The organism is Mumia sp. zg.B17, from assembly GCF_019550915.1.
In the GTDB taxonomy this organism is placed as follows: Bacteria; Actinomycetota; Actinomycetes; order Propionibacteriales; family Nocardioidaceae; genus Mumia.
This window is the reverse complement of the sequence record NZ_JAHWCI010000009.1, coordinates 163488-189190: the sequence shown is the minus strand read 5'-3', so window position 1 is coordinate 189190 and position 25703 is coordinate 163488. Positions and strand designations below refer to the sequence as shown.

General features: G+C 71.4%; 28 protein-coding genes. 17 read left to right on the top strand and 11 right to left on the bottom strand.

Annotation, left to right across the window (positions count from 1 at the left end; all coding sequences use genetic code 11):
- Positions 1-20 precede the first annotated feature (20 nt).
- Positions 21-1733, bottom strand: a complete 1713-nt coding sequence (locus tag KV097_RS17925; RefSeq protein WP_308289488.1) for a cation:proton antiporter — start codon at positions 1731-1733, stop codon at positions 21-23.
- Between KV097_RS17925 and KV097_RS17920 the strand changes: the two genes are divergently transcribed.
- The 11 genes from KV097_RS17920 (at position 1711) to KV097_RS17870 (ending at position 14465) form a co-directional block, all read left to right on the top strand.
- A complete protein-coding gene (locus KV097_RS17920; protein ID WP_220366664.1) occupies positions 1711-2220 on the top strand; it encodes a hypothetical protein in 510 nt (169 codons plus the stop codon). The genes KV097_RS17925 and KV097_RS17920 overlap by 23 nt on opposite strands.
- Positions 2217-2918: a GAP family protein gene (locus tag KV097_RS17915; protein ID WP_220342661.1), complete on the top strand. Its 702-nt coding sequence runs from the start codon at positions 2217-2219 to the stop codon at positions 2916-2918. Before KV097_RS17920 ends, KV097_RS17915 begins: the two co-directional genes overlap by 4 nt.
- 116 nt (positions 2919-3034) lie before the next feature.
- On the top strand, positions 3035-3514 hold the full coding sequence (locus KV097_RS17910; RefSeq protein ID WP_220342662.1) for a hypothetical protein: 480 nt from the start codon (positions 3035-3037) through the stop codon (positions 3512-3514).
- A 69-nt stretch (positions 3515-3583) separates the two neighbouring features.
- Positions 3584-4186, top strand: a complete 603-nt coding sequence (locus tag KV097_RS17905; protein WP_220342663.1) for a DUF1707 domain-containing protein — start codon at positions 3584-3586, stop codon at positions 4184-4186.
- A 143-nt stretch (positions 4187-4329) separates the two neighbouring features.
- Positions 4330-6012, top strand: a complete 1683-nt coding sequence (locus tag KV097_RS17900; protein WP_220366663.1) for an ABC-F family ATP-binding cassette domain-containing protein — start codon at positions 4330-4332, stop codon at positions 6010-6012.
- 102 nt (positions 6013-6114) lie between these two features.
- Entirely contained in the window at positions 6115-6816 is a 702-nt protein-coding gene (locus tag KV097_RS17895; protein ID WP_220366662.1) for an ABC transporter ATP-binding protein, read from the top strand.
- A complete protein-coding gene (locus KV097_RS17890; RefSeq protein WP_220366661.1) occupies positions 6813-8171 on the top strand; it encodes an FtsX-like permease family protein in 1359 nt (452 codons plus the stop codon). The genes KV097_RS17895 and KV097_RS17890 overlap by 4 nt, the downstream gene beginning before the upstream one ends.
- Positions 8172-8296: 125 nt before the next feature.
- Entirely contained in the window at positions 8297-9457 is a 1161-nt protein-coding gene (locus KV097_RS17885) for a hypothetical protein (protein WP_220366660.1), read from the top strand.
- Complete coding sequence (locus KV097_RS17880) at positions 9454-10632, top strand: sensor histidine kinase (protein WP_220342669.1); 1179 nt, start codon at positions 9454-9456, stop codon at positions 10630-10632. Before KV097_RS17885 ends, KV097_RS17880 begins: the two co-directional genes overlap by 4 nt.
- Positions 10629-11285: a response regulator transcription factor gene (locus tag KV097_RS17875; protein ID WP_220342670.1), complete on the top strand. Its 657-nt coding sequence runs from the start codon at positions 10629-10631 to the stop codon at positions 11283-11285. The genes KV097_RS17880 and KV097_RS17875 overlap by 4 nt, the downstream gene beginning before the upstream one ends.
- 87 nt (positions 11286-11372) lie before the next feature.
- The gene (locus KV097_RS17870) at positions 11373-14465 is read left to right on the top strand and encodes a M14 family metallopeptidase (RefSeq protein WP_220366659.1); all 3093 of its coding nucleotides are present in this window, start codon (positions 11373-11375) and stop codon (positions 14463-14465) included.
- A gap of 69 nt (positions 14466-14534) precedes the next feature.
- Here KV097_RS17870 and KV097_RS17865 read toward each other — a convergent pair whose 3' ends face one another.
- A complete protein-coding gene (locus KV097_RS17865; protein WP_220366658.1) occupies positions 14535-15368 on the bottom strand; it encodes an NmrA family transcriptional regulator in 834 nt (277 codons plus the stop codon).
- Between the two features lie 122 nt (positions 15369-15490).
- Between KV097_RS17865 and KV097_RS17860 the strand changes: the two genes are divergently transcribed.
- Positions 15491-16441 (top strand): AraC family transcriptional regulator, encoded by a 951-nt coding sequence (locus KV097_RS17860; protein ID WP_220366657.1) that lies wholly within the window; start codon positions 15491-15493, stop codon positions 16439-16441.
- Here the strand turns inward: KV097_RS17860 and KV097_RS17855 are convergent.
- Positions 16392-16907 carry an NUDIX domain-containing protein gene (locus KV097_RS17855; protein WP_220366656.1) on the bottom strand — a complete coding sequence of 172 codons (516 nt, stop codon included), beginning with the start codon at positions 16905-16907 and terminating at the stop codon, positions 16392-16394. The genes KV097_RS17860 and KV097_RS17855 overlap by 50 nt on opposite strands.
- Positions 16908-16946: 39 nt before the next feature.
- Between KV097_RS17855 and KV097_RS17850 the strand changes: the two genes are divergently transcribed.
- Complete coding sequence (locus KV097_RS17850; RefSeq protein WP_220366655.1) at positions 16947-17525, top strand: DUF1707 domain-containing protein; 579 nt, start codon at positions 16947-16949, stop codon at positions 17523-17525.
- 18 nt (positions 17526-17543) lie between these two features.
- On the opposite strand, the gene KV097_RS17845 is transcribed toward KV097_RS17850, so the two are convergent.
- On the bottom strand, positions 17544-18752 hold the full coding sequence (locus KV097_RS17845; protein WP_220366654.1) for a putative protein N(5)-glutamine methyltransferase: 1209 nt from the start codon (positions 18750-18752) through the stop codon (positions 17544-17546).
- A 65-nt stretch (positions 18753-18817) separates the two neighbouring features.
- Between KV097_RS17845 and KV097_RS17840 the strand changes: the two genes are divergently transcribed.
- Positions 18818-19366, top strand: coding sequence for a GNAT family N-acetyltransferase (locus tag KV097_RS17840; protein WP_220345625.1), 549 nt, complete (start codon positions 18818-18820; stop codon positions 19364-19366).
- 122 nt (positions 19367-19488) lie between these two features.
- On the top strand, positions 19489-20568 hold the full coding sequence (locus KV097_RS17835) for an acyl-CoA desaturase (RefSeq protein ID WP_220366653.1): 1080 nt from the start codon (positions 19489-19491) through the stop codon (positions 20566-20568).
- On the opposite strand, the gene map is transcribed toward KV097_RS17835, so the two are convergent.
- Positions 20565-21371 (bottom strand): type I methionyl aminopeptidase, encoded by an 807-nt coding sequence (gene map, locus KV097_RS17830; protein WP_220366652.1) that lies wholly within the window; start codon positions 21369-21371, stop codon positions 20565-20567. The genes KV097_RS17835 and map overlap by 4 nt on opposite strands.
- Positions 21372-21432: 61 nt before the next feature.
- Between map and KV097_RS17825 the strand changes: the two genes are divergently transcribed.
- Positions 21433-21720, top strand: a complete 288-nt coding sequence (locus KV097_RS17825; protein ID WP_220342680.1) for a helix-turn-helix domain-containing protein — start codon at positions 21433-21435, stop codon at positions 21718-21720.
- A 1-nt stretch (position 21721) separates the two neighbouring features.
- On the opposite strand, the gene KV097_RS17820 is transcribed toward KV097_RS17825, so the two are convergent.
- From KV097_RS17820 to KV097_RS17805, 4 genes are all read right to left on the bottom strand, one after another.
- Entirely contained in the window at positions 21722-22009 is a 288-nt protein-coding gene (locus tag KV097_RS17820; RefSeq protein WP_220345629.1) for a DUF1905 domain-containing protein, read from the bottom strand.
- Between the two features lie 58 nt (positions 22010-22067).
- Positions 22068-22823 carry a VOC family protein gene (locus KV097_RS17815; protein ID WP_308289486.1) on the bottom strand — a complete coding sequence of 252 codons (756 nt, stop codon included), beginning with the start codon at positions 22821-22823 and terminating at the stop codon, positions 22068-22070.
- Between the two features lie 74 nt (positions 22824-22897).
- Positions 22898-23479, bottom strand: a complete 582-nt coding sequence (locus KV097_RS17810) for a dihydrofolate reductase family protein (protein ID WP_220366651.1) — start codon at positions 23477-23479, stop codon at positions 22898-22900.
- A 108-nt stretch (positions 23480-23587) separates the two neighbouring features.
- Complete coding sequence (locus KV097_RS17805) at positions 23588-23956, bottom strand: DUF4180 domain-containing protein (RefSeq protein ID WP_220342684.1); 369 nt, start codon at positions 23954-23956, stop codon at positions 23588-23590.
- Positions 23957-24025: 69 nt separating this feature from the next.
- Here KV097_RS17805 and KV097_RS17800 point away from each other — a divergent pair, with 69 nt between their 5' ends.
- On the top strand, positions 24026-24772 hold the full coding sequence (locus tag KV097_RS17800; RefSeq protein ID WP_220345632.1) for a metallophosphoesterase: 747 nt from the start codon (positions 24026-24028) through the stop codon (positions 24770-24772).
- A 9-nt stretch (positions 24773-24781) separates the two neighbouring features.
- Here KV097_RS17800 and KV097_RS17795 read toward each other — a convergent pair whose 3' ends face one another.
- Positions 24782-25294 (bottom strand): SRPBCC domain-containing protein, encoded by a 513-nt coding sequence (locus KV097_RS17795; protein ID WP_220366650.1) that lies wholly within the window; start codon positions 25292-25294, stop codon positions 24782-24784.
- A complete protein-coding gene (locus tag KV097_RS17790) occupies positions 25291-25668 on the bottom strand; it encodes a helix-turn-helix transcriptional regulator (RefSeq protein ID WP_220366649.1) in 378 nt (125 codons plus the stop codon). Before KV097_RS17790 ends, KV097_RS17795 begins: the two co-directional genes overlap by 4 nt.
- Positions 25669-25703: the final 35 nt, after the last annotated feature.

Sequence of the window (25703 nt, the reverse complement as noted above, 5' to 3'; positions counted from 1 at the left end):
AGGCTGGATCTCGGCCGCGATCAGTCGGCTGCGTCGTCGTCGAGCATCGGGCCCGCCCTCAGCTCGGTGTTGATCTGCTCCGCGTCGAGCACGTTCAGCGCCTCGGACAGCGTCGCCGAGCTGTACGTGCCGAGGGCGCGCGCCCTCAGCAGCGCCTCCCGCTCGGCTGCGACAATGAGGAGCCGCAGCTCGTGGTACTGCGCGACGATCCGGGAGCTGTCCTCGACCGCCTCCTCGTCCTCCGACAGCCGGATGGTGACCAGGCTCCGGGCGTGCTCCATGACGTCCTCGTCGTACGGCGAGCCGTCGGGCCGACGCAGGTCCGGTGACGCGAGGCGGTCGTCGGCCGCCTTCGCCAGCTCGCCGAAGAGTGCCCGTCGCTCGGACCCGTCGTCGGAGGCCTGGCCGGCGAGCCCCAACGCCCGGACGACCCAGGGCAGGGTCCCTCCCTGGACGAGGAGGCTGCCGACGGCGACGACGAACGCGATCAGGATGAGCGACGAACGCTCGGGCGTCTCCTGCGGCAATGACTGTGCCGCGGCGAGGGTGACGACGCCACGCAGACCCGCCCAGACGAGCACGACGCCCTCTCGCCAGCCGAGGGGCTCGGCCATGATGTAGTTCACGTCGGCCAGCGACCGGCGGATCCGTCTGCGCAGGACCTGCTGCCGGCCCGGGAGCTCGCCCGAGTCGAGCCGGTCCTGGATCCCCTCGATGTGCTTGCGGACCCGCGGCGCGGCGCGGCGGCGGCGGCGCGCCGAGAGTAGGAGCGGGAGGACGTACGCCGCGCGGATCACGAGCACGATCGCGCCCGCACTGACACCGACGAGCAGGGCGTTCAGAGCGCTGTTGTGAGCCTCCCGGACGTCCTCCAGCACCCCGTAGAGCTCGAGGCCGATGAGCAGGAAGACCGATCCCTCGAGCAGCAGCTCGATCGTCCGCCAGTTCGAGGCCTCGTAGAGCCGGTCCTGCGGCCGCAGATACTTCGGCGCCCCCTGTCCGGTGACCAGGCCGGCGGTGACGGCAGCGACGAGGCCTGAGGCGCCGAGCTGCTCCGCGGGAACGTAGGCGACGAACGGGACGACGAACGAGATGGCGGTGTTGAGCGGGGCCTCGGTGATCCTCGCGCGGACCCGGAGGTTGGCGCCGCCGACGAGCAGACCGATGACGACGGCCGCGACGACCGCCCACACGAAGTCGCCGGCCACACCCCACAGCGACACCGACGCCGCCGTCGCCGCGATCGCCGAGCGGAGCAGCACGAGGGCGGAGGCGTCGTTGAGGAGACTCTCGCCCTCCAGCACGGTGACGACCCGCGGCGACACCCCGAGCCTGCGCACGATCGAGGTCGCGACCGCGTCCGTCGGGCTCACGATCGCCCCGAGCGCGATGCCCGTCGAGAGCTCGATGCCAGGGATCACTGCACGGAAGTACAGCCCCAGCAGGAGAGCACTGAGGATGACGAGGAGGACGGAGAGTCCGCTGATCGCGGTGAAGTCCCGACGGAAGTCCATCGCGGGCATCGACACGGCAGTGGAGTACAGCAGCGGCGGCAGCACCCCTGCGAGGACCAGCTCCGGCTCGATCTCGATCGCGGGCACAGCCGGGAGCAGGCTGATCGTGACGCCGATCAGCACGAGGAGCAGCGGCGCCGCGACACCGACCCGGGGTGAGAGCACCGTGACCGCGACGATGCACACGATCCCGGCGATGCCGACGAGAAGGAAGTCCACGCGCACCCCTTTCGGCCAGGTCAGCCCATTCTCTCCTGCGATCGCGAACTCGCCCGACTGCGCTCAGCCGACCCCCGCCACCACCGGGAACGCCGACGCCACCCGCGACCGAGAGGACGGCGGCGACGAGGTTCGGCCGGTCGGTGGCGATCACGAGATAGCTCACCGCGGCGACCGAGAGCATCAGCGTCGCGAGCCGGTGGTGCGCGTACGGCACCTCGTCGCCGGCTGCGGTGAACGAGCGACGCAGACCGCCCGGCCCCACGAGGAACCCGCACGCCAGGGCGACGCCGCCGAGCATGCCGACCGCGACCACGGTGTGCCGTCCTGCCTGTCGTCCCGCCTCGTCGATCAGCTCGTAGGCGAGGGCGAGCGCGCCGCCGAGCACGAACGACGCACCAGCGACCACCCCCTACCAAAGGTGGAGCGGGCGTTGGACCTCAGACCGACGCCCGGGGCGTTCTGGATGGCGATGATCGAGAGATGACGCTCGCACTCGCCGGATTTCTCGTGGCCATGGCTCTGGTCGACAGCACCAGCATCGGGACGCTGATCATCCCGGTGTGGCTCGTCCTGGCGACGCGACGGGGCCATCAGGGACGGGTCGTGATCTACCTCCTGACGATCGCGGCCTTCTACCTCGTGCTCGGGATCGCGCTCGCCGCCGGTGCCCAAGCACTGGTCCCGGTGCTGGGTGACATCGTCACCTCGAGGCCGGGTCGCGTGGTGATGGTGGTGGTCGGTGTCGGGCTCGTCTGGCTGAGCTATCGGATCGACCCCAAGTATCGGGCCAAGCGCGGCCACGACCCCGCCGAGTCGTCACGACGGTGGCAGGAACGCATCACCGGGGCGCTGTCCACGCCGGGCGGAATGGTCGGCCTGGCCGTGGTCGCCGGTGGGATCGAGGCGGCGAGCATGCTGCCCTATCTGGCCGCGATCGGCGCCCTGACCGCGGCGGACATCGGGATGGCGGCCACCACCGCAACGTTGGCCGTCTACTGCCTCGTGATGATTCTCCCCGCGCTGCTGATCCTCGCGCTGCGGCTCGTCGCCGCACGCTGGGTCGATCGACCGCTCGAACGACTCGGCTCGTGGGCCGGGCAGCGCGCCGGCAGCGCGACCGCGTGGACGGTCGGAATCGTCGGTGTCCTCGTGGCGCTGCAGGGCGTCGGCGGGCTCCTGTGACGGGGCTCACGCTCTCGCCTGCTAGCAAACGCTTGCAAATGCAAGCAGCGCCACGAAGACTGAAGGCGGAGTCCACGCCACCTGGCGCGGCCCGCACGACCGAGGGAGAAGCAATCATGGCCATCAAGGAACAGCTCACGACGTCCACACCGTTCCTCGCCGTCGTCGGCGCCGGCGACATCGTCGTCGAGAAGGTCCGCGCGTCGGTCCCGTCGTCCGATGACGTCGACGGCGTCATCAACGACCTCAAGGGCCTGCCCGAGCAGCTCAAGACCGTGCCGGAGCAGCTCAAGGTGTTCCCCGAGAAGGCTCAGGCCGCTGCTCTCGAGGCGCTCAAGGACCTGGAGACCACGTACGCCGGACTGGCCGAGCGTGGCGAGACCCTCGTCGGCCGCATCCGCAAGCAGCAGGCGACCGCCGACGTCAAGAAGTCGGCCAAGTCCACCGAGGCGAAGGTGAAGGCGACGACCACCACCGCCAAGAAGTCCACCGCGTCGACGAAGTCGGCCGCCAAGGGCGCCGCCACGTCGGCCCGCAAGACCGCCGGCAACGCGGCGAAGGCCACCAAGGCCGGCGCGGAGAAGGTCGGCGACTGACCCCGTGGGCGCGGGGCCTGTCTCGGTCGGTCCCGCGCCCGCTCCGGCCGCTCCCGTAGCCTGGCCGACATGCAGCTTCCCGATGAGCCCGCACGCCGGATGCGGGTCTCCGACGCCGACCGCGAGCAGGTCGCCGAGATCCTGCGCAGCGCGGCCGGTGAGGGACGGATCGACACCGACGAGCTCGACGAACGGCTGGAGGCGGCGTACGACGCCAAGACCGTGGCCGACCTGGTCCCCCTGACCGACGATCTTCCCGCCACTCCGCCGTACGCGCAGCCGGTTCCGGCGCGCCACGTCTCGCCCGTCACCCCGGTCGGCGAGCCCACCCACCAGCGCGGCGTCGCGATCATGAGCGGCTTCGAGCGCAGCGGCGACTGGCTGGTGCCGTCCGAGCTGACGGTCACCGCCGTGATGGGCGGGGCCGACATCGACGTGCGCCGCGCCCGCTTCAGCGCTCCCGAGGTGGTCATCACCGTCAACGCGATCATGGGCGGCGCGCAGATCACCGTGAACCCGACGACGCGTGTCGTCGTCGAGGGCATCGGCATCATGGGTGGCTTCAGCGGGCCCCGCGACGACAGCGAGGTCGCGCCCGGTGCTCCCACCGTGCGGGTCCGGGGCTTCGCGCTGTGGGGCGGCGTCGGTGTCGTCCGCCGACCCCTGGACTGAGTGCGCGCCGTGGCGGTGTGCCCGGCTTAACCGCTTGACCTCCCGTGCCACGATGGACGGGCTATGAAGATCTGACACCGATCCCGCTCGCGTCCGCGGCGCCCCTTGCCCGGCGAGCCCCTTCTGACCCTGTGAGGTCATCGGTGTCTCTCCCCTTCAGCCCGTCCTCCACGACGGAAGCCGCCGCGACCAGCCGTGCTCTCGTCGCCCGCGGCATCACGGTCGAGTACGGGATGCGTCCCGTCCTCGACGACCTCGACGTCACCGCGTCCCCCGGCGAGCGCCTCGGCCTGGTCGGGGAGAACGGCGTGGGCAAGTCCACGCTGCTCCGCGTCCTGGCCGGGCTCCAGGCGCCCGACGACGGCACCGTCAGCCGGCCGACGCGCGTGACCTACCTCGGCCAGGTCCCCGACCTCCCCGACTCCGGCCGGGTGCGGGACGCAATCGACGGTGCGCTCGCCGACTTCCGTGGTCTCGAGAGCGAGATGAGGACCCTCGAGGACGCGATGGCCGACGGCGATCCTGACGCCGTGGCGCTCGAGGCGTACGGCGACGCGCTCGACGAGTACGAGCGGCGCGACGGCTGGTCGGCAGACTCTCGGGCGGCGCGCGCGATCGCCGGGCTCGGGCTCGGCGACGTCGGCGACGACCGCCCTCTCGGGACGCTCTCGGGGGGCCAACGCTCTCGGCTCGCCCTCGCGCTGGCGCTGGTGACGTCGGCCGACCTGATGCTGCTGGACGAGCCGACCAACCACCTCGACGATGCCGCCGTGGGCTATCTGGAGCGCTCGCTCAAGGACCAGCGCGGTGTCGTCGTCGTGGTCTCGCACGATCGGGCGTTCCTCGACGCGACCTGCACGGCGATCCTGGACCTCGACGCGACGCTGCACGTGGCACCGGACGGTACGACCTCCACCGGGCCTGCGCGCTACACCGGTGACTACACGGCGTACCTCGACGCGAAGGCGTCCGCGCTCGTGCGCTGGGCGCAGGCGCGCGACGCCTGGGAGGACGCGTACGACGACGCGAAGGCGGTGCTCAGCACCGGCAGCCGTCAGATCGGGCACGGCTGCCGAGCGCCCCGCGACAACGACAAGTTCATCGGCCACTTCCTCGGTGAGCGCAAGGACGCGGCGGTGTCGCGGCGGGTGCGTGACGCCGAGGCGCGGCTGGAGCGGCTGGTGGCCAGTCCTGTCCCGCCACCGCCCGAGAGGAGGGCGTTCGCCGGCCTCGTCGGGGTCTCTCCTGCTGACGGTGTGCTGGTCTCGGTCCGCGATGTGGAGGTGCGTGGAAGGCTCCGCCTCGCCGCGCTCGACGTCACCGCCGACAGCCGCCTGCTGGTCGTCGGCCCCAACGGTGCGGGCAAGTCGACGCTGCTCGGCGTCCTCGCCGGTGCGATCGAGCCCGAGGCGGGCACCGTGCGCCGGCAGCGACGGCTGCGGATCGGCTACCTGCCGCAGGAGGATGCGTACGCCGACCCCCGCGCGAGCGCGCTCACGGTGTTCGCGGACGGGCGGGACGGTCCGGTCGAGGAGTGGCGGGACGCTCTTCGCCGGACGGGCCTGCTGCACCCCCGCGACCTCGACACGGCGGTGGGCGACCTGTCCGTCGGGCAGCAGCGGCGGCTCTCCCTCGCCCGGGTCGTGAGCGGAGCGCCGCAGCTGCTCCTGCTCGACGAGCCCACCAACCACCTCTCGGTCGCTCTCGTGGACGAGCTCCAGGACGCTCTGGTCAGCTCACGCGTGCCCGTCGTCCTGGTGACACACGACCGCTGGTGGCGGGCCCGCTGGGACGGCGCGACGCTGCCGCTCGGCACGACGGGGTGATCGTCTGGCTTCTTCGCTCTCCGACCGGAGTATGACGTGGCCGCGGCGAGCCCGTCCCGCAGACCGACGCACCGACACCGTCGCGATTCCTAGCGTGGTGGCATGAACTCCCCACTCGTCGCCACCGACCTCGTCCAGACCTACGGCGAGGGGTCGAACGCCACGCACGCCCTCGCCGGCGTCAGTCTCTCGGTCGCGCCGGGTGAGTCCCTCGCGATCATGGGCCCGTCCGGATCGGGCAAGACCACGCTGCTGCACTGTCTCGCGGGAGTCCTCGCGCCGACCTCGGGCTCGGTCGTGTGGAAGGGAGCCGACCTCGCAAGCCTGTCCGACCGACGACGTACGGCGCTGCGACGCACCGACTTCGGCTTCGTGTTCCAGTCCGGGCAGCTCCTGCCCGAGCTTCCCGCGGTGGAGAACGCCGCACTGCCGCTCATGCTCGCGGGGACGTCACGGACCGAGGCGACGCGGGTCGCTGCCGCCTGGCTCGCCCACCTCGGGCTGGCGGGGTTGGAGCAACGGCGCCCCGGTGAGCTCTCCGGGGGACAGTCGCAGCGAGTCGCCATCGCGCGTGCGCTCGCCGGATCACCGGGCGTGGTCTTCGCCGACGAACCGACCGGCGCGCTGGACCAGGCGACCGGCGCGGACGTGCTGAGCGTCCTCACCTCCGCCACGCGGTCGACCGGAGCCGCCCTCGTGGTCGTCACCCACGACGAGGCTGTCGCTCGTCACTGCTCACGCATGATCACCATGCGCGACGGCCGGGTCACGGGCGAGTACGTGCACGAGGAGGCCGCACGATGAGGACCACGATCTCCCTGTGGGCCCTGCTCCGCTCGCACGGCTCCGGGCGCCGCGACCCGCAGCGCCTCACCGAGGTGCTCGCGGTCGTCGCGTTCGCGACGACGACAGCCGTCCTCCTCCTGGTGATCGGCGGGTTCCAGGCCTTCTGGGACCGGGCGGGAGGTGCCCCCGGCATCCGCGCCGGTCTCGACGCCCCGGAGACGCCGTACGCCATCCAGTACCCGTTCCTCGCCGGTATCGCCGTCCTCCTGATCCTCGTCCCGCTCGGCACGCTCGGTGCCGCCGCCGCCAGGTTGGCGGCCGAACGGCGGGATGCCCGGCTCGCCGCGCTGCGACTGTGCGGAGCGACGCGCAGCCAGGTCGCCGGGCTGACCGTCCTCGACGCGACCGCACAGGCGGCCGTGGGCGCAATCGCCGGGCTCATCGGGTACGCGCTGCTCGTCCCGCTGGTTGCTCAGGTGCGGTTCCAGGGTCGTCGGTTCGCCTTCTCCGAGCTCTGGGTGGGGGTGCCGGTCGTGGTTCTCGCTGTCGCGGCCGTGCTCGCGATCGCGGTGCTCTCGGCGGCGGCGAGCCTTCGGCGGGTCGCGATCACCCCGCTGGGCGTCGCCAACAGAGTCACTCCTCCGGGCCTGCGGAGAGTTCGGCTGCTCGCGACCGTGGGTGGCTGCCTCGCGCTCGTCGTCGCACCCCAGGTCCTCGGCGGATCGGTGGGCGTCGCCCTCGCCGTCCTCGTGACCCTGCTCGTGCTCACGTTCGCGACGCTCAACCTCGTCGGCCCCTTCGTGATCGGGGTCGTCGGTCGCGTCACGGCTGCGGCGGCGCGCTCGGTGCCGACCCTCCTCGCCGGACGACGGATCGTCGACTCGCCCAGGACGGCATGGCGCTCCGTGGGTGGTGTCGCGCTCGCGACCTTCATCGCCGGTCTCACGGCGACGTTCTCGCTGCTCGATCCCAACACCGTCGGCCGTCCCGACGAGGCGGCGTTCATCGCCGACCTCAAGACCGGCGGCTTCTTGACGCTGGCGATCGCCGGGGCGCTGGCGGCCGTCTCCACCGGAGTGATGCAGGCAGGTCGGGTGATCGAGCAGCGCGAGGAGCACCGGGCGCTCGTCCTGGCCGGGACCGACCACCGCACGCTCGACCGCGCTCGGACGAGGGAGACGATCATCCCGCTCGTGGCCAGTGTCGGCGTCGCCACGGCGACCGCGCTGATGGTGCTGGTGCCGGTCGTCGGCCTTCAACCGGTGGCCCAGCCCTCGGTCATCGCCCAGTACCTGCTGTGCGTCGTCGTGGCCTCGGGTCTGGTCCTCGCCGGCGCCGCGACGTCCCGCAGGGTGGCACGGACGGTGGCCTGAGCGCCGCGACGGGGCGACCGTACGGACCTCCCCCGGCGGCCGCCGGAGCTCCCCCGTACGGGGGAACCGCGCGGCAGTGCAGGTGACGAATGTGGAGGAGTCCACTTCCTCACGAAGGAGAACTCATGGTCCACGATCTCGCCCTCCGCGCCCGCACTCCGCTCGCGCTCGGGGCCACCTCGGTGCTCGCCCTCGCGCTGGGAGCGCTGTGGCTCCTGGAGCCCAGCAGCAGTCCGTACGAGGACACGGACGGAGCGGTGTCCCTGCTCTCCCTGCTTCCCGACGTCGTGGCGCCGGTCCTCGTGCTCCTCGGCGGGGTCCTGGGCCTCGCGACCTCGGTCGCGCTGGCGACCGCCTCACGATCACCGGTCGGCCGCCGAGGCCTCATCGCCGCCGCGGCCACGGTCGCCCTCGTACTGTCGGTCTTCTGCATGGACTCGCAGCTGATCGCGTTCATCGGCTACTTCTGCGCGATGACGATCCCGGTGATCGCGGTGGTGCTCCTGGTGGCGGCGCTCCGCCGCTCGATGGCCGCGCGTGCGACTGCCCTCGTGGCGACCGGGCTCGTCACCTGGTGGGGCATCGGCTCGGGCTCCTTCGCTCCCGACACGATCGGCGAGCTGGTCCGCACCCTCGGTGAGGGGTACGCACGGGTCGGTTTCCGCCCGTGGATCCTCCTCGGGCTCGCCGCGCTGACCGTCCAGTGGATGTCGGCGTCGCTGGCGTGGGCCGCGCCGTACACCGCGCGCCTGCAGCAGCCGTCGACCAGGCTCGACCGGATCACGACCATCGCCACCGTGGTCGCCGCCGTCTGCCCCCTCCCGTACGTGCTCCTGCGATCGACGTGGCTGTTCCCGGACGCGCTGTTCACCGGGCCGCTCACCCCGGCCGACCTCGACCCCGCCATGCGGCTGTGGGGTCTCCTGCTCGGTGCCGCGGCACTCGGCGGATCGATCCTCACCGTCGGGCTGCTCCGCCCGTGGGGCCGGGTCTTCCCCGCATGGATGCCCTCCCTCCGTGGTCGCACCGTCCCTGTCGCGGCGGCCGCGGTCCCCGGTTATGCGGTCGCCTTCGTCCTCACCGCGACGGCGCCCTCGATCGTGCTCCTGTCGATCGAGCAGGCGGCCGACGGCGACACCGCGGCCCTGTGGATGCTGGGCGTCCTGCCCTTCTGGGCGTGGGGCCCGGCACTGGCCGTCGCCGTGTGGGGCTACGTCCGGAGCCGGCGGGCGGCGGGCGCGCAGACGACGCGACCGACCCGCGAGACGGGCAAGATGGCGGCATGAGCGCACGAGCCGAGGCGAGGACGGCGCTTCTGCGTACGGCGCTCCTGCGCACGGTGTTCGTCCTCATCGGGACGGCGCTGTTCCTGGCCTTCGGCCTGCTCGGCCTCAGTGTCGCGGCGACCGGACGCGAGACTGCCAACACCGGAGTGGCGGTGACCGGGGCGGTCCTGGTGGCAGCGCTGCTCGTCGCGGTCTCGCTGTTCCCCGCGGTGCGAGACATGGAGGTCGCCGGCGCCCGCATCCTGCTCGATCCTCCGGGTGAGCTCGTCGACGAGCCGGTGGACCGCCGCCACCACCGGTGGCGGACCACCTGGTTCGTGCTCGCCCACGTGCTGGCCGGAGGTGCCGCGGGCGTCACGCTCGTGATCGGGATCCCCTTCGCGTTCTCCGAGCTGCCGTGGTGGGTCGCGGTGAGCGCTACCGGCGCGATCCTCGCTCTGGTCGTCGCCCTCGGCGCCGGTCTCGCCTGGCTCTCCGTCGTCTGCCTCGGGCCGACCGACGCCGACCGGCTCGCCGTGGCGCAGCAGCGCATCGGCCGGGAGCAGGCACAACGCGCTCTCGCCCGTGACCTCCACGACGGAATCGGGCACGCCCTCAGCGTGATCTCGTTGCAGGCGGCCGCCGGCCGGCAGCTGGTGCGTCGTGACGTCGACCATGCCGAGGAGTCGCTCGGCATCATCGCCGACACCGCGAGACGGGCCCTCGACGAGCTGGACCACGCCCTCGGCCTCCTGCGGGACGAGCCCGGCCCGGCCGATCGCGCGCCGGCGCACGGCCTGGACGACATCTCGGTCCTCGTCGCCTCCTACGTCGCCGGCGGCGCCGACGTCCGGGCAGACCTCGCCGATCCCGTCGGGATCCCGGACCTCGTGTCGCGGGAGGCGTTCCGGATCGTGCAGGAAGGGCTCACCAACGCCTACGAGCACGGTGACGGCACGGCGATCCACCTCGAGACGCAGGTCGGCGAGGCGGTGGTCGTCGCCGTACGCAACGGTGTCCCTCGCTCCGGTGCCGGTGGTCGCGCCGCGCGGACCTCCGGGCGTGGCCTCGACGGCCTGCGGGAGCGGGTCGCCCTGCTCGGTGGTGACCTGGACGTACGGCAGGCCGACGGGACGTGGCACCTCGTCGCCCGGCTGCCGCTACCTCCGGCCGACCGGCGGGAAGCAGCGCGATGAGCGCCCCCATCCGTGTGCTCCTCGTCGACGACGAGCCGCTCGTACGGCGCGGCCTGCGCGCGATCCTGGAGAGCGACCCGGGGATCGAGGTCGTCGGGGAGGCGGCCGACGGCGCGGCGGCGCTGACGTCGACGCGGTCGCTCTCGCCCGACGTCGTGTGCATGGACGTGCGGATGCCGGGCGTCGACGGCATCCGCGCCACGGAGCTGCTCCTCGCGCTGGACCCGGCGCCGCGGGTGCTGGTCGTGACGACGTTCGAGAGCGACGAGTACGTCTTCGAGGCCCTGCGCGCCGGCGCCTCGGGCTTCCTGCTCAAGCGGGCCGACGCCGACCAGGTGGTGACGGCGGTGCGTGCGGTCGCGGCCGGCGAGAGCCTTCTCTTCCCTGAGTCGGTGCGCCGGCTCGCGGTACGGCACGCGCCGGCGCAGCCGACATACGCCGGTCCCGCCCTGACTCCGAGGGAGTCGGAGGTGCTGGCGCTGGCGGCGCGCGGGATGTCCAATCCGGAGATCGCCGGCGAGCTCGTCCTCGGAGTGGAGACGGTCCGCACCCACGTGGCGAACGTGCTCGCCAAGCTCGGTGCGCGGGACCGGACGCAGGCGGTCGTGATCGCGTACGAGTCCGGCCTGGTCCCGCACGGACGGTTGCCTTGAACAACCGTTGACACAAGCGACGGACGCTGGAAGATTTCCGGCATTACGTGTCTTCGATGGCACGACCTCATCCTGCGGAGGACCAGCATGCGACGACCTGCTGCGATCGTGTTCACCACCGCCCTCGTCGGAGGACTCCTCGGAGTGCTCCCGGCGACCGCGGCACCCCCCAAGGCCCCGACCGACTCACCACCTGTCGACCTCGAGATCTACAGCGCCACCGTCGACGCGAAGGGACTCGACCTCCTCGCCGAGGCCGGCGTCGACCGGAGCCACGACGTCGTCAGCTCCAAGGGGGGCAAGGCCGAGGTGGAGGTGGTGCTGCCACCGAGCCAGGCGCGCAAGCTCCGTGAGGAAGGCGTGGACCTCAAGGTCAAGAAGATCGACGGCGTCAAGGCGAGCACGCTCTCCGCACGCCAGTCGGCGGCCGGCTACGACGTCTTCACCTCCTACAGCGAGGCCGGCGGCATCCGGGACGACATGGTGGCGGCGACCAAACGCTACCCGAGGCTCACCAAGCTCGTGAAGGCCGGCAAGTCGGGCACCGGGCAGGACATCCTCGCCGTGAAGGTCGGCAAGAACGCCAGCAAGTCCCGGGACGGCAGCAAGCCCGCCGTCCTGTATGGGGGCACCCAGCACGCGCGCGAGTGGATCACGCCCGAGATGGTCCAGCGCCTGATGCACTACATGCTCGACCGTTACGGCAAGGACCGTCGGATCACCAAGATCCTCGACACGACGGAGCTGTGGTTCCTGCCGGTGCAGAACCCGGACGGCTACGACTTCACGTTTACCGAGGGCAACCGTCTGTGGCGCAAGACCGTGCGCGACAACAACGGCGACGGGCAGGTCACCGCCGGGGACGGCGTCGACATGAACCGGAACTTCCCCTTCAAGTGGGGGTACGACAACGAGGGCAGCTCGCCGCAGCCCTTCAGCGAGACCTACCGCGGACCCGCGCCGGCCTCGGAGCCGGAGACCCGCGCCACGATCGGTCTGGTCGACAAGGTCGGGTTCGAGTTCTTCGTCAACTACCACTCCGCTGCCGAGCTGCTTCTCTACGGCACCGGCTGGCAGGTCGAGACGCCGACACCCGACGACGAGATCTACGCCGCACTCGCCGGCAACGACGCCAACTCGGCGGTCCCCGGCTACGACCCCGACCTCTCGGCAGAGCTCTACACCACCAACGGCGACACGAACGGGCACGTCCACGAGGAGCAGGGCACGCTCGCGTACACGCCGGAGATGGCGACCTGCCAGACGGCCAGCGCCTCCGACCCCGACGACGAGTGGGACCCGGCGGCATGCGTGAGCATCTTCTCGTTCCCCGACGACGAGGAGCTCGTCCAGGCCGAGTTCGAGAAGAACATCCCGTTCGCGCTCTCCCTCGCGGAGTCCGCACACGACCCGGACGACCCGAAGTCGTCGGTCGGCATCACGGTGAAGGACATCCGTCCTGACGTCTTCACCACCTCCTACGGCCGCAAGCAGACCGTCGCGGTGACCGCGAAGCGCAAGCTCAAGGGCCTGCTGATGACCACCCGCATCAACGGTCGCGTCCGCGGCGTCACACGGATGAAGGAGTGGCGAGGCGGCGAGAAGTACGGCAACGAGAACGACAAGTACTACGACGAGTACCGCGCGGAGGTGAAGGGCCAGAAGCCCGGCGACAGGGTGACGGTGACCTTCACAGGGCTCAACGTGAAGCCGTTGCGCGGCTCACGCGAGTCGTTCTCGTACACCGTCGCCGACGACATCGGCGGTGACGTGCTGATCCTCGCGGCCGAGGACTACACCGGGCTGTCACCGGCACAAGCTGTCAGCTCGCCGAAGTACGTCTCGGCCTACGCCGACGCGCTCAACGCCGCCGGCTACAGCACCGACGTGTACGACGTCGACGCCGCCGGCCGCACGGCTCCGCACGACCTCGGAGTCCTGTCGCACTACGACGCCGTCGTCTGGGAGACCGGCGACGACCTCATCCCGAGGAACACCGGGCAGATCGGAGGCACGGCGGCCAAGTGGGCGTACGACACCGAGCTGCGCGTCCGCGACTACCTCAACGAGGGCGGCAAGGTGCTGGTCGCCGGCAAGTACGCGCTCTACGCGCAGGCGGCTGACGGCAGCTACTACTACCACCCCGACGAGGAGACGGCCGGGTCCTGCACGACTCCGGGGGCCTACCCGTGCCTGCCGCTGGGCAACGACTTCCTCCAGTACTGGCTGGGGTCGTACCAGTACGTCGACGACGGCGGCACCCGTGAGGACGGCACGACCTTCCCGCTCCAGGGTGACGAGGACGGTCCGTTCGAGGGCTTCGCGGCACAGCTCGACGGCTCGCAGGACCACACCGGCGCGTTCGTGTCGACGTCGTCGTTCCTGCCGGTCGAGGAGTTCCCGCAGTTCGAGTCGAGTGCCCCGCTGTCGTGGCTGCGCGGCTCCGGGGACCCCTACGCGCCGTTCACCGGCGACTGGTTCATGACCTCGGGCTCGGCCGACCAGGCCTACAAGCGGCTCGCGACGACCGTGGACCTGACAGGGGCGACGTCGGGATCGCTGGACTTCAAGTTCAGCGCCGACGTCGAGGCCGGCTGGGATGCGGTGTTCGTGGAGGCGAGGCCGGTCGGCACCGACGACTGGACGACCCTCCCCGACGCCAACGGCAACACGACGCAGGCCACCGGAGAAAGCTGCACGTCAGGATGGGCGATCACCCTCCATCCGCAGCTGACCCACTATGTCGACGCGACCTGCCAGCCCACGGGCACGACGGGCGAGTGGAACGCCTTCAGCGGCAACTCCGGAGGCTGGCAGGACTGGAGTGCAGACCTGTCGGCGTACGCCGGTCAGCAGGTCGAGGTCGCGATCGTCTATGCCACCGACTGGGGCACCACGGGCCTGGGCGTGTGGATCGACGACGCGAAGACCACGGTCGGCGGGGCGACGGCGACCGAGACGTCGTTCGAGGCCGATCTCGGCGCCTGGACGGTGCCCGGTGCGCCCGCCGGCTCAGGGGTCAACCCCAACGACTGGGAGCGCGGCCAGCAGTCCGTCGACGAGGGCGCCGCGGTCATGACGCCCGACTCGGTGCTGTTCGGCTTCGGGTTGGAAGGCCTCGACGCGGCGAAGCGCCAGGACCTCCTGTCGCGGTCGTTGGACACGCTGCTCGACGACTAGCCACACACAGCAGCACGACTGACGGGCGGTGGGTCGGCCGTCACCGGATCACCTCCGGTGACGGCAGGCTCACCGCCCGTTCGTGTGCCCGGCCACCGGACGGACGACGTCGGCCAGCGACGTCGCCGGCCGGGCGAGCACGCGCTCGATCGTGTCGGTCGTCGCGACGTTGCGACCGTCCATGACCTCGGCGAAGAGCTCGACCAACCCGTACGCGAGCTCGGCCGGCTCCCCGGCTGCGACCACGGCGGTGACGAACTCCTCGACCGAGGCCGATCGGAACGAGACCGGGCTCCCGAGGGCGTCACCGATCGCCGCGACGGCCTCGCCGAAGGTGAGCGCCTGCGGCCCCGTCAGCTCGAGCACCGAGCCGGCGTAGGCGTCGTCGCGCAGTGCCGCGACCGCCACATCGGCCACGTCGTCGAGGTCGACGAACGGCTCCGGCACGTCCGGCGGGACCGGGATCGCCAGCTCACCGGCGCGGACGTCGTCGGCGAACATCCCCTCGGTGAAGTTCTGGGCGAAGAACGAGCAGCGCACGACGCTCGCGGTCGGGACGGCGTCCAGCAGTGCGAGCTCCGAGTCCCGCGCGCCAGCCTCCCCGCGGCCTGACAGGAGGACGACACGCTCGACGCCTCGCTCGGCGAGTCGACCCGCGAGCGCCGCCACCTGGTCGGAGGCGCCGGGGAAGGCGAGATCGGGCGCGAACGAGAGGTAGGCCGCGGAGACGCCGTCGAGCGCCGCGCCCCACGTCGACGCGTGCGACCAGTCGAATGGCACGGCCGTGGTGCGGGACGCCGGCCGGACCGGCAGACCGAGGGCTTCGAGGCGTGCGGTGACGCGACGGGCCGTCTTGCCGGCTCCGCCGACGACGAGGACGGGAGCGTCGTACGAGATGGACATGGTTCCTCCTGTTGGGTGTTGCGGGACGAGGACTCCATCCCACCCGAGCATGGCGAGACGATCCATGGCTGATAGCGCCGATCCCATACGCATCCGTCTCGCACTCACTAGGCTGTGGTGGCATGGACATCCTCAGCGGGCTCCTCGACGGACCCCGGGCCGACGGGGCGTTCCTTCTGCGCTCGGTGTTCGAGCCGCCATGGTCCTTGCGGATCCGCGACCGCGCACCGCTCTCGGTGGTCGTGATCGCACGCGGCAGGGCGTGGGTCGTCCCGACAGAAGGCGACCCGGTCCGTCTCGACCGGGGCGACCTCGTCCTCGTCCGCGGCCCCGCCCCGTACACGGTGGCCGACGATCCACAGACGCCCCCGCAGGTCTTCGTCGAGCCCGGCCAGGTCTGCACCGACGCGAGCGGGCGCTCGCTCTCGGCGGAGATGATGCTCGGCCTGCGCACCTGGGGCAACGCGACCGACGGCGCGACCACGATGGTCACCGGCACGTACGAGCGCGCGTCCGCGGTGAGCGAGCGCCTGCTGCGAGCGCTGCCGGAGACGGTCGTGCTCCGCGGTGACGCGTGGAGCTCCGACCTCGTCACGCTGCTGTGCACCGAGATGCAGCGCGACGTGCCTGGTCAGGAGGTCTTCCTCGACCGTCTGCTCGACCTCGTCGTCCTCTCGGCGGTGCGCACGTGGCTCAACGACCAGGAGGACGCCGCGCCGGGGTGGTACCGCGCGGCGACCGATCCGGTCGTCGGCCCGGCGCTGCAGGCGCTCCACCTGCGGGTCGCCGACCCGTGGACGGTCGGGACGCTCGCCGCCGAGGTGCAGGTGTCACGCGCCGTCCTCGCGCGCCGGTTCGCCTCCGTCGTGGGAGAGCCGCCGATGGCCTACCTCACCAGCCTCCGGCTCGCCCTGGCCGCCGACCTCCTCGAGCGCACCGACCGCACCCTCACGTCGATCGCGCACGAGGTCGGCTACGCGAGCCCGTTCGCGCTGAGCGCGGCGTTCTCACGCGAGCGCGGGGTCAGTCCGACCGCGTACCGGTCACGAACGAGGGGCCTGCCTCCGGCCTGAGGAGGAAGTCATCGCTACGGCGCAGGGCGGCGATGCTCGTGCTCGCCAGGTCGTCAGGGAGGTCGTCTCGCGCGAACCAGCCCACCTCGAGCGACTCGTCGTCCGCGGCGTACGGATGCTCGGCCGCAGCAGCGTCCACGGGTCGGCAGACGAAGCAGAGGTCGAGGTACTGCGAGACGTCACCGTTCGGGTAGTGGACCGGCTCGCTGACGCTGACCGCCGCGAGAGCCTCCACGGTGACGACGACCCCGGTCTCCTCCCGTACCTCGCGCACGATGCCGACCGCCGGCTCCTCGCCAGGCTCGAGGATGCCGCTGATCAGCGCCCACTGGCCCGAGTCGACACGTCGACCGAGCAGCACCCGCTGTCCGGAGTCGTCGAGGACGAGCGCCGTCACCCCCGGCAACCAGAGCAGATCGGTCCCGATCTTGCGTCGGAGGGCGGAGACGTACGGAGGGATGGGCACGTGCCGAGCCTAGGTGCAGACGGCCGGTACGGTGACGCCATGGACCGCCTCGACCCGCTCGACATGCGTGCCGGTGATCCCGATCGGGAGCGCACCGCCGAGGTGCTGCGCCGCGCCGCCGGTGACGGTCGCATCGACCTGGACGAGCTCGACGACCGGCTCGGACGCGCCTACGCCGCCAAGACGTACCGCGACCTCCAGGCCGTCGTCGCCGACCTCCCCGACGACCCGGCGACCAGAGCGCCGCTCGCCCCCGTGGACCGCACCGAGACGCTCGAGCTGAGGGCAGGCATCAGCGACGTCCGGCGCAGCGGCACGTGGGCCGTCCCGGCACGCCTGCGCGTCTGGCCGTCCATGGGCAACGTGAAGCTCGACTTCCGTCGCGCCGACTGCCCCCACCGACTCGTCGAGATCGACGTCAACGGCGGCGCCGGCAACCTCGTGCTGATCCTTCCCGACGGATGGGCCGTCGACGTCGACGGCCTCCGTACGGGCTGGGGTGCGGTCAAGAACCGACGCAGCGGCACCCCGGGACCCGACGGCGTGCTCGTCCGCGTCACCGGCGGCATGGGGATGGGGTCGCTGGTCGCGCGCGATGCCTACTTCTACGAGAAGTGACCGCGCTCGCTCGATGGCCTAGAGGCTCTTGACGACCCTCAACCGCTGCAGGACGACATTGGTGTCGTCGTCGACGGTGAACGCCGGCGCACCCAGGAACGTCCGCATCTCGTCTCCCTCCCAGAACCGCGTGCGGTTCTCGCGCCACTGCGCCACGGTACGGTCACCCTCGCCCTCGTCGAGGACGTGCTGAAGGTCGACGTCGGCGACCCGGGACACCCGGACCTCCACCGTCTCCACGACGCAGACCTCTGACCCGGTGGAGTCCACGATCCGCCACCGCTCACCCACGGCCGGCATGCCCTCGTCGTCCTCCCCGCCGGTGACCAGGAGCTCCCGCACCAGCGACGAGGTGGTCGTCTTCACACCGTCCAGCACGAGGCCCACGAGCCGGTCGCGCACCGGACCGGCGAACGCGAACTCGAGCGGCGGCAGCTCCTCGACGGCGAGGTCGGGCTCGACCGGTCTCCCGCAGACGACCGCGGTGCCGATCTCGGCGTCCCAGCTGGCCAGGCGGGCGCGAAGACCGCGCTGCGCGAGCGCCAACGCCGTCCACGGCACCTGCATACGGCTCGTCTCGATCAGGACCTGGCCGTGCGGAGCGAGCCAGGTGGCCACGTCCGCGGCCACACGGCGGTGCACGTCGACACCGTCGGGCCCGCCGTCGAGCGCGGCCCGCGGCTCGTGGTCCCGCGCCTCGGGCGGCATGAGGGCGATGGCGTCGGTCGGGACGTACGGCGCGTTGACAGCGACGACGTCCACCTCTCCCAGCAGCCCTTCGGGGAGTGCGTCGAAGAGGTCTCCCTCGTACACCGTCCCGTGGACGAGGTTCTGCGTCGCGCACCGGACCGCGAGCGGGTCGATGTCGGCGGCGATCACGTGGACGTCGGGGCGCTCGTCCTCCACGAAGGCACCCACGGCGCCCGAGCCGCAGCAGAGGTCGACCACCGTCCCGTCGTGGGGCGCAGCGTCGACCGCCGCCCGGGCGAGCAGCTCCGTCCTCCGGCGCGGGACGAAGACGCCCGGCGCGACGTGCACCCGGAGGTGACCGAAGTCGGCCCACCCGACCACGTGCTCCAACGGCTCGCCGGCGAGACGGCGTGCCGTCATCGCCTCGAGCTCGTCGGAGGAGGTCGCCGACTCGCGGAGAACCCGCGCCTCGTCCTCGGCGAAGACGGACCCGGACGCGCGCAGACGCGCGACGAGTCCGTCCTCGGAAGTGTTCACAGGTGAATCCTTGCAGTCGTCCTGGGTCACGCGGCGAGGGACCCAGGGGTGAGTACCGTCTGTGCATGACCTTCGCGACACGCGACGCGACCACCGAGGACGCTTCGGCGTGCGCGGCGATCTACACGCCGTACGTCGAGCGGACCGCGGTCACCTTCGAGTCGGTGCCTCCGACGCCGGACGAGATGGCGCAGCGGATCGCCGCGGCGCACGAGTCCCACGCCTGGGTCGTCCTCGTCGACGGCGACCGGGTGTGCGGCTACGCGTACGGAGCACCGTTCAAGACGCGACCGGCGTACGCCTGGTCGTGCGAGGTCAGCGTGTATCTGGGTGAGACCGCACCGCGCCGCAGCGGCGCGGGCCGAGCTCTCTACGACGCGCTGTTCACGCGGCTCGAGGAGCGCGGGTTCAGGACCCTCGTCGCCGGCATCGCCCTGCCGAACCCTGCGAGCATCGGGCTCCACGCCGCGCTCGGGTTCTCGCCGGTGGGGACGCTGCGGGAGATCGGCTGGAAGCACGGAGCGTGGCAGGACGTGGCCTGGATGCAACGTCGGATCGGCGACGACTCGCCACCGGCATCCTCGCCACAACCACCCGCCGCCGCGAGCCCGTAGGCTAGGTGGTACTAGCACCACCGACGACCTGGCCGTGGGCCCCTTGCGAGAGCGGATCCCGAATCCTAGCGTCGAGACACGAGCGCGGAACGCGCGCTCGCCGACGAACGATTCGAGGTCCCATGACCCTCCAGGCCGAACCCACCCGCCCGTCCGCCCATCCGACGACGGCACGCTTCTCCGAGCTGCTCAACGAGGTCCGCGACCACGGTCTGCTCGAGCGCCGGCACGGCTGGTACGCCGTGCGCATCACCGCGACCATCGGTGCGTTCTTCGCACTCTGGGTGGCCTTCTTCCTGATCGGCGACTCGTGGTGGCAGCTGGCGGTCGCAGCAGCGCTCGGCTTCGTCATGACACAGTTCGGCTTCCTCGGCCACGACGCCGCGCACCGGCAGATCTTCCGCTCGGGAGCGGCCAACGCATGGGCCGCCCGCGTCCTCGCCTGCGGGTTCGCCGGTCTCAGCTACGGCTGGTGGCGCGCCAAGCACAACAAGCACCACAAGGGCCCCAACCAGGAGGTCGTCGACCCCGACATCGCCCCCGGTGCTCTCGCCTTCACCCCCGAGATCGTGCAGCAGCGCCGGACGGCGTTCGGTCGCTGGTTCGCCGCCAACCAGGGCTGGTTTTTCTTCCCCCTGCTCACCCTCGAGGGCCTGAACCTGCACTATGCGAGCGTCCGGACGACGATGGACCGCTCCTCGGGCCTTCCGTGGCGGCGACTCGAGCTGACCGTCGTGTCGCTCCGCCTCCTCGCGTTCGTGGTGATCCTCCTGGTCGCGCTCCCGCTCGGTATGGCCGTGGCGTTCTTCGCGGTGCAGATGGCGGTGTTCGGCGTGCTCCTGGGCATGTCGTTCGCACCCAACCACAAGGGCATGCCGATCGTGCCGGAGGCGATGCGCCTCGACTTCCTGCGGCGTCAGGTCCTCGTCTCGCGCAACGTTCGCGGTGGTCCGTTCACCGACCTGATGATGGGCGGCCTGAACTATCAGATCGAGCACCACCTCTTCCCCAGCATGCCGCGCGTCAACCTGCGGCGGGCGCAGCCGATCGTCCGCCGGTTCTGCGAGCGGCACGGCGTCCCGTACACCGAGGTCGGGCTGCTCCGGTCGTACCGGATCGTCGTCGACTACCTCAACAACGTCGGCCTGCGAGCGCGCGACCCGTTCGACTGCCCGCTGGCCGCGCAGCTGCGTACGGCCTAGCTCGACGGGTCGGCGCCGGCCTGTCCGCGCGCCGGCCTGGGCAGGGTCAGGATCTCGGCCCCGTCGGCAGTGATGGCGACCGTGTGCTCGCTGTGCGCCGTACGGGAGCCGGTCGCGCTGCGCAGCGTCCACCCGTCGGCATCGGTGACGAGCCGATCGGTGTCGGCCATGACCCAGGGCTCCAGCGCCAGCAGCAGCCCGGGCCGCAACCGATAACCACGGCCGGGCCGCCCGGTGTTGGGGATGTGCGGGTCCTGGTGCATCGTCGACCCGACACCGTGGCCGCCGAACTCGGTGTTGATCGGATATCCCGCCTCGCTGAGCACCGTCCCGATGGCATGGGCGACGTCACCGACGCGAGCGTCCGGCCCGGCCACGGCGATCCCGGCCGCCAGGGCGCGCTCGGTCACGTCGATCAGCGCGACGTCCTCCGGGGCCGGCGAGTCGCCCACCACGAAGCTGATCGCCGAGTCGGCGACCACACCACCCAGGGAGACGGCCAGGTCGAGCGACACCAGGTCACCGTCGACGAGCGTGTAGTCGTGGGGCAGGCCGTGGAGCACGGCATCGTTGACGGACGTGCAGATGTAGTGCCCGAACGGCCCGCGACCGAAGGACGGCGCATAGTCCACGTAGCAGGACTGCGCCCCCGCCTCGACGATCATCGTCTGGGCCCACCGGTCGATGTCGAGGAGGTTCGTCCCGACCGCGGCGCGACCCTTGAGCGTGTGCAGGATGTCGGCGACCAGTGCTCCGGTCTCCCTCGCTCGGGGCAGCCGGGCGGGGGTCAGGATCTCGATCATGCGGCGCCTTCCTCGTACCAATAACTATCCCGGTCAGGTTATCCCGGTCTAGAATCGCCGCATGGTCAGGTTGCCGCACACGGCGGCCGAGGTGGAGCGAGGACGGCGCCTCGGCACCCTGCTGCGTCGCGCGAGGGGTGACCGCTCGATGCTCGACATCGCGCTCGACGCCCGCGTCTCGCCGGAGACCCTCCGCAAGATCGAGGCGGGCCGCGTCGCGACCCCGGCCTTCACGACCATTGCCGCGCTCGCCGATGCTCTCGACCTCTCCCTGGACGTCGTCTGGGCCGAGATCAACCAGTCCGGTCGCGCGCGACTCTCGGCACCTGTCGCCGGCGACGGCGCGTAGGTCAGCTCAGCCGCTGCTCGAGGCGGACGTCGACCGGCTCGCCCGCGGCGTCCTTGCCGATCGCTCGACAGAGGTCCCTACGGACGGGAAGCCAGTGGGGTCCCTGTCCGGACGGCATCAGCGTGGCCGCGAACGGGTGTCCGTCCATGGTCCCGGTGACCTTCACCGCGCGGCGCGTCCCCAGCAGCTCAGCAGAACCGGGAACGGTGAGATAGGTGGCGAAGGCGCCGTCCTTCTCGATCGGCGCGGTGAACGTGTGGTCGAGCGGTTGCGGCAGGGCACGATCCATGGCGAGCTCCTCGTTGGTTGGTGTCGGTCTCTCGACAGACCGCGACCCGACCGCGAACTCATCGCGGAGGCTCTCGCCGGGTGACGCAGTAGTTGCGGCCAGACGGGTCGCGCAGGGTGATCCACCCCTGCGACCTCCACCGCTCGTCGGCACCGAGCGCCTTGTGGCGGTCGGCCACCGCATCGGTTCCGTCCCGGCCACCGGCGAGGTCGAGGTGAGCGGTCACCGCGCCGTGCGCAGGCGGGTCCTCCAGGCGTTGGAGCAGGATGCCCAACGGCATCCCCTCCGGCCGCACGAGCCGTGCGAACTCCGGAGTGTCCTCGTCACGGAACGTCCACCCGGTGAGCCCGGCCCAGAACCGGCACTCGTCGGCGTACGACGCCGGCGGGATGTCGAGGCACACCTGGTCGAGGACGCTTCGCGCACCGCTCTCCCACGCGATCGGTGCGGGCACCTCGTGCTCACCCTCGTACGGCACGAGGCAGTACGGCATGCCACCCGGTGAGCTGAGGACGACGTGGGTGCCGGGCTCGGCCGTAATCGTGGCGCCCTCGCGCACCGCGGCTTCCCGCCCCGCTGCCAGGTCGTCCACGTGCAGGTCCAGGTGGACCCGTGGAAGACCGTCCGGGACGACCTGGAGGCGGAGGTAGGCATCCCCGTGCGGCGGCAGCAACGTGCGGAACTCGTCGTTCTCCCCCCGAGGCGGCGACGCCTGCGTGCCGGTGACCCCCTCCCAGAACGCCAGTGCGCTGCTGGCCGAGTCGGCGGGCTGGTCGATGAACGCCGTGACCCACCGCGGCACGCCCCCGCGCACGCGCGCGCCCCCGCCCTCACCCCCGCGATTCGGTGAGGAGATCGGGGGTCCCGGCTCGGACTCGCCCGATCTCGTCACCGAATCGCTCGGTGGTAGGTGAGGACGGCGCAGCCGTTGTCGAACGTCGCCACGTCGTCGAGCGCGAACGCTGTGGGCCGGAACGCCGCCGTGAACGCGGGGACGCCCGTGCCGGCGACGACCGGGTACTTCTTGACGACCATCCGGTCGATCTCGTCGAGCAGCTGACCGGCGAGCACACCACCGCCGGCGAGATAGATCCCCAGGGGCGACTCCTCCGCCTTGAGTTCGCGCACCCGTGTCACCGGGTCGGCGGTGGTGACCTCGACCTTGGGGTCGGGCGACTCTGCGAGCGAGCGGCTGAAGACCACCGTGCGGAGATGGGCGTACGGGTCGGTGAGCCCGAGCGCCAGGCCCGGGTCGTACGTGCGCCGTCCCATCACGACCGTGTCGTACGTGGTCAACGGCGTGTCAGCAACGCCGAGCGCCTCGCGCGCCTGGACCGGGAGGGCATCAGCGCACTCGGTCGCCATGAAGCCCATGAAGTCGTCGGACATCGGGAAGAAGTCGACCTCGTCGTCCGGTCCGGCGATGAAGCCGTCGAGGGTGAGGCCGATGTAGTAGGTCATCGCTCGCATAGCGCCGACACAACCACGCAGGCGGAGGACGTCACCCGAATTCGGGCCACGCCAGCGCGCGATTCGGTGAGGAAATCGGGTGCACCCGGCGGAGCAGGCTCGATCTCCTCACCGAATCGCGGAGGAGAGGCGGGCGGCGAGGGCGTCCTCGTCCGGGACGAACCACGCCTGGCTCCCCTTGTTGGACTCGCGTACGAGATCACGCAGCGCGTCGCTCGCCTCGACGTACGCCGTGATGTCGCCCAGCACGGCGAGCCGGATGCGGTAGTTCACCAGCTTCTGGAGGATCTCCCCCGCCAACCCCGAGCGGAGCCGGAAGAACTCCGGATCGAGCCGGGAAGCGGGCACCACGACCATCTGCGCGTCGTGCGCCCAGGCGTCGCCGACGAGCTGGGCGCCGTCGGCCGGGGTGGCGATCGGCGGCCCGTCGGGGTCGAGCGAGAGGACGCGGAGGTCCCCGTGCTGGTCGATGCGCATGCCGGTGACCGTACGACGACACCGTGGCCGAGCGCACCCGGATTCTCGCTTCCGCGCTACGTTCGGCCCGTGGTCTCCTCGATCGCCGTCCTCTCCGACGTCCACGGTGTGCTCCCCGTGCTCGACGCGGTCCTCGCCGAGCCCGACGTCGCCCGCGCCGACCGGATCGTCGTCACCGGTGACCATGCTGCGGGCCCGATGCCCGTGGAGGTGCTCGACCGCCTCGTGTCGCTGGGCGACCGCGCGGTCCTCGTCCGCGGCAACGCCGACCGCGAGCTCGTGGTGGTGGCTCGAGGGGGGACGTCGGAGCACCCCGAGTCGCTGTGGGCGGGACGGCAGCTGCGGCCTGACCAGGTCGCGCTCCTCGACGCGCTCCCGCACCCGGTGCGCCTCGACGTCGACGGGTTCGGTCCGGTGGTCTTCTGCCACGGGACACCCCGCGACGACGGCGAGGTCGTGCTCGTCGACACCCGGCTCGAGCGGTGGGCCGAGGTGTTCGCCGACCTCGGCGACGAGGTCCGCACCGTGGTCTGCGGCCACACCCACATGCCGTTCGTACGGCTCGTCGACCGGCGTCTGGTGGTCAACTCCGGCAGCATCGGCATGCCGTACGGACGACCGGGAGGCTCGTGGGCGCTGCTGCGAGACGGTCAGGTCAGCCTGCGTCACACCTCGATCGAGGTCGACGCCGTGGTCGCGGAGGTCGTCCGGCGATCGGCGTACGGGCGCCGTGCGGAGTGGGCCGACGAGTACGTGCGCGCACGCCACAGCGACGCGGTGGCCGTGCATGCCTTCGGCCCGCGTGACGGACGCTGACCGCTGCGCTCAGGAGAACGCCGAGCGGTAGTACTCGGACTGGTCCGCGGCGTACTGCTCGTAGTCGAGCTCGCCCGGGTCGTCCCCCCGCTCGGCGACGACCAGCCGGTCGAGGTAGTAGTCCCAGCCGGGGCCGACGGTCGAGGCGGTCTCGGCGTCGGGCATCGCCTGCGCGAACGCCAGCGTCGTGAAACCTTCGGCGTCGTCCAGGTCGAGCTCGAGCACCCAGTCCGGTCCCGAGCCTTCGGACGGATCCGCGAACCGGACGACGAGGCGCCGCGGCGGCGCGCACTCCTCGACCACGTAGCGCTCCTCGGGCGTGTCCGGGCCCTCGGCCGTCATCGTGAAGGTGACCTCCCCGGTCGCGGGGTCACCGGTCCACGTGCCGATCCAGCGCTCGAGCCGCTCAGGCTCGGTGACGGCCGCCCACACGTCCTCGACCGGAGCGGCGAACCGGCGGTGGAAGACGACGTACTCGGTGCCGTTGCGGCTCTCGCGGCGTCCGGTCGGTGCGATGGTCATGCGGTCTCCTCGTGGTGGGGGTGGTCGTGCTCGGTCGCGGGTCGCCCTGCTGCCCGCTCCCGGACCGTACGGCGGACCTCGAGGTCGAGGCCGTCGAGAGCACGCTCGCTGAAGCGGGACGTCGGAGGGCGCATCTCGTCGAGCCAGACACTCAAGGGCTCGAGGCCCTCGAGCCGGACCCGGTAGCGGCGTTCGCGCCCGACGGTCTCCGCCTCGACGAGCCCGACGTCAGCGAGCACCTTGAGGTGTCTGCTGATCGCAGGCCTGCTGATGGGGTGCGCAGCCGCGAGGTCGACAACCCGGCTCGGCCCGTCGAGCAGTCGGGTCAGCAGATCGCGGCGTACCGGGTCCGCCACCGCCTCGAAAACCTCCATCGCTCATTGGTAACTGAGGCGTTACCTATTGTCAA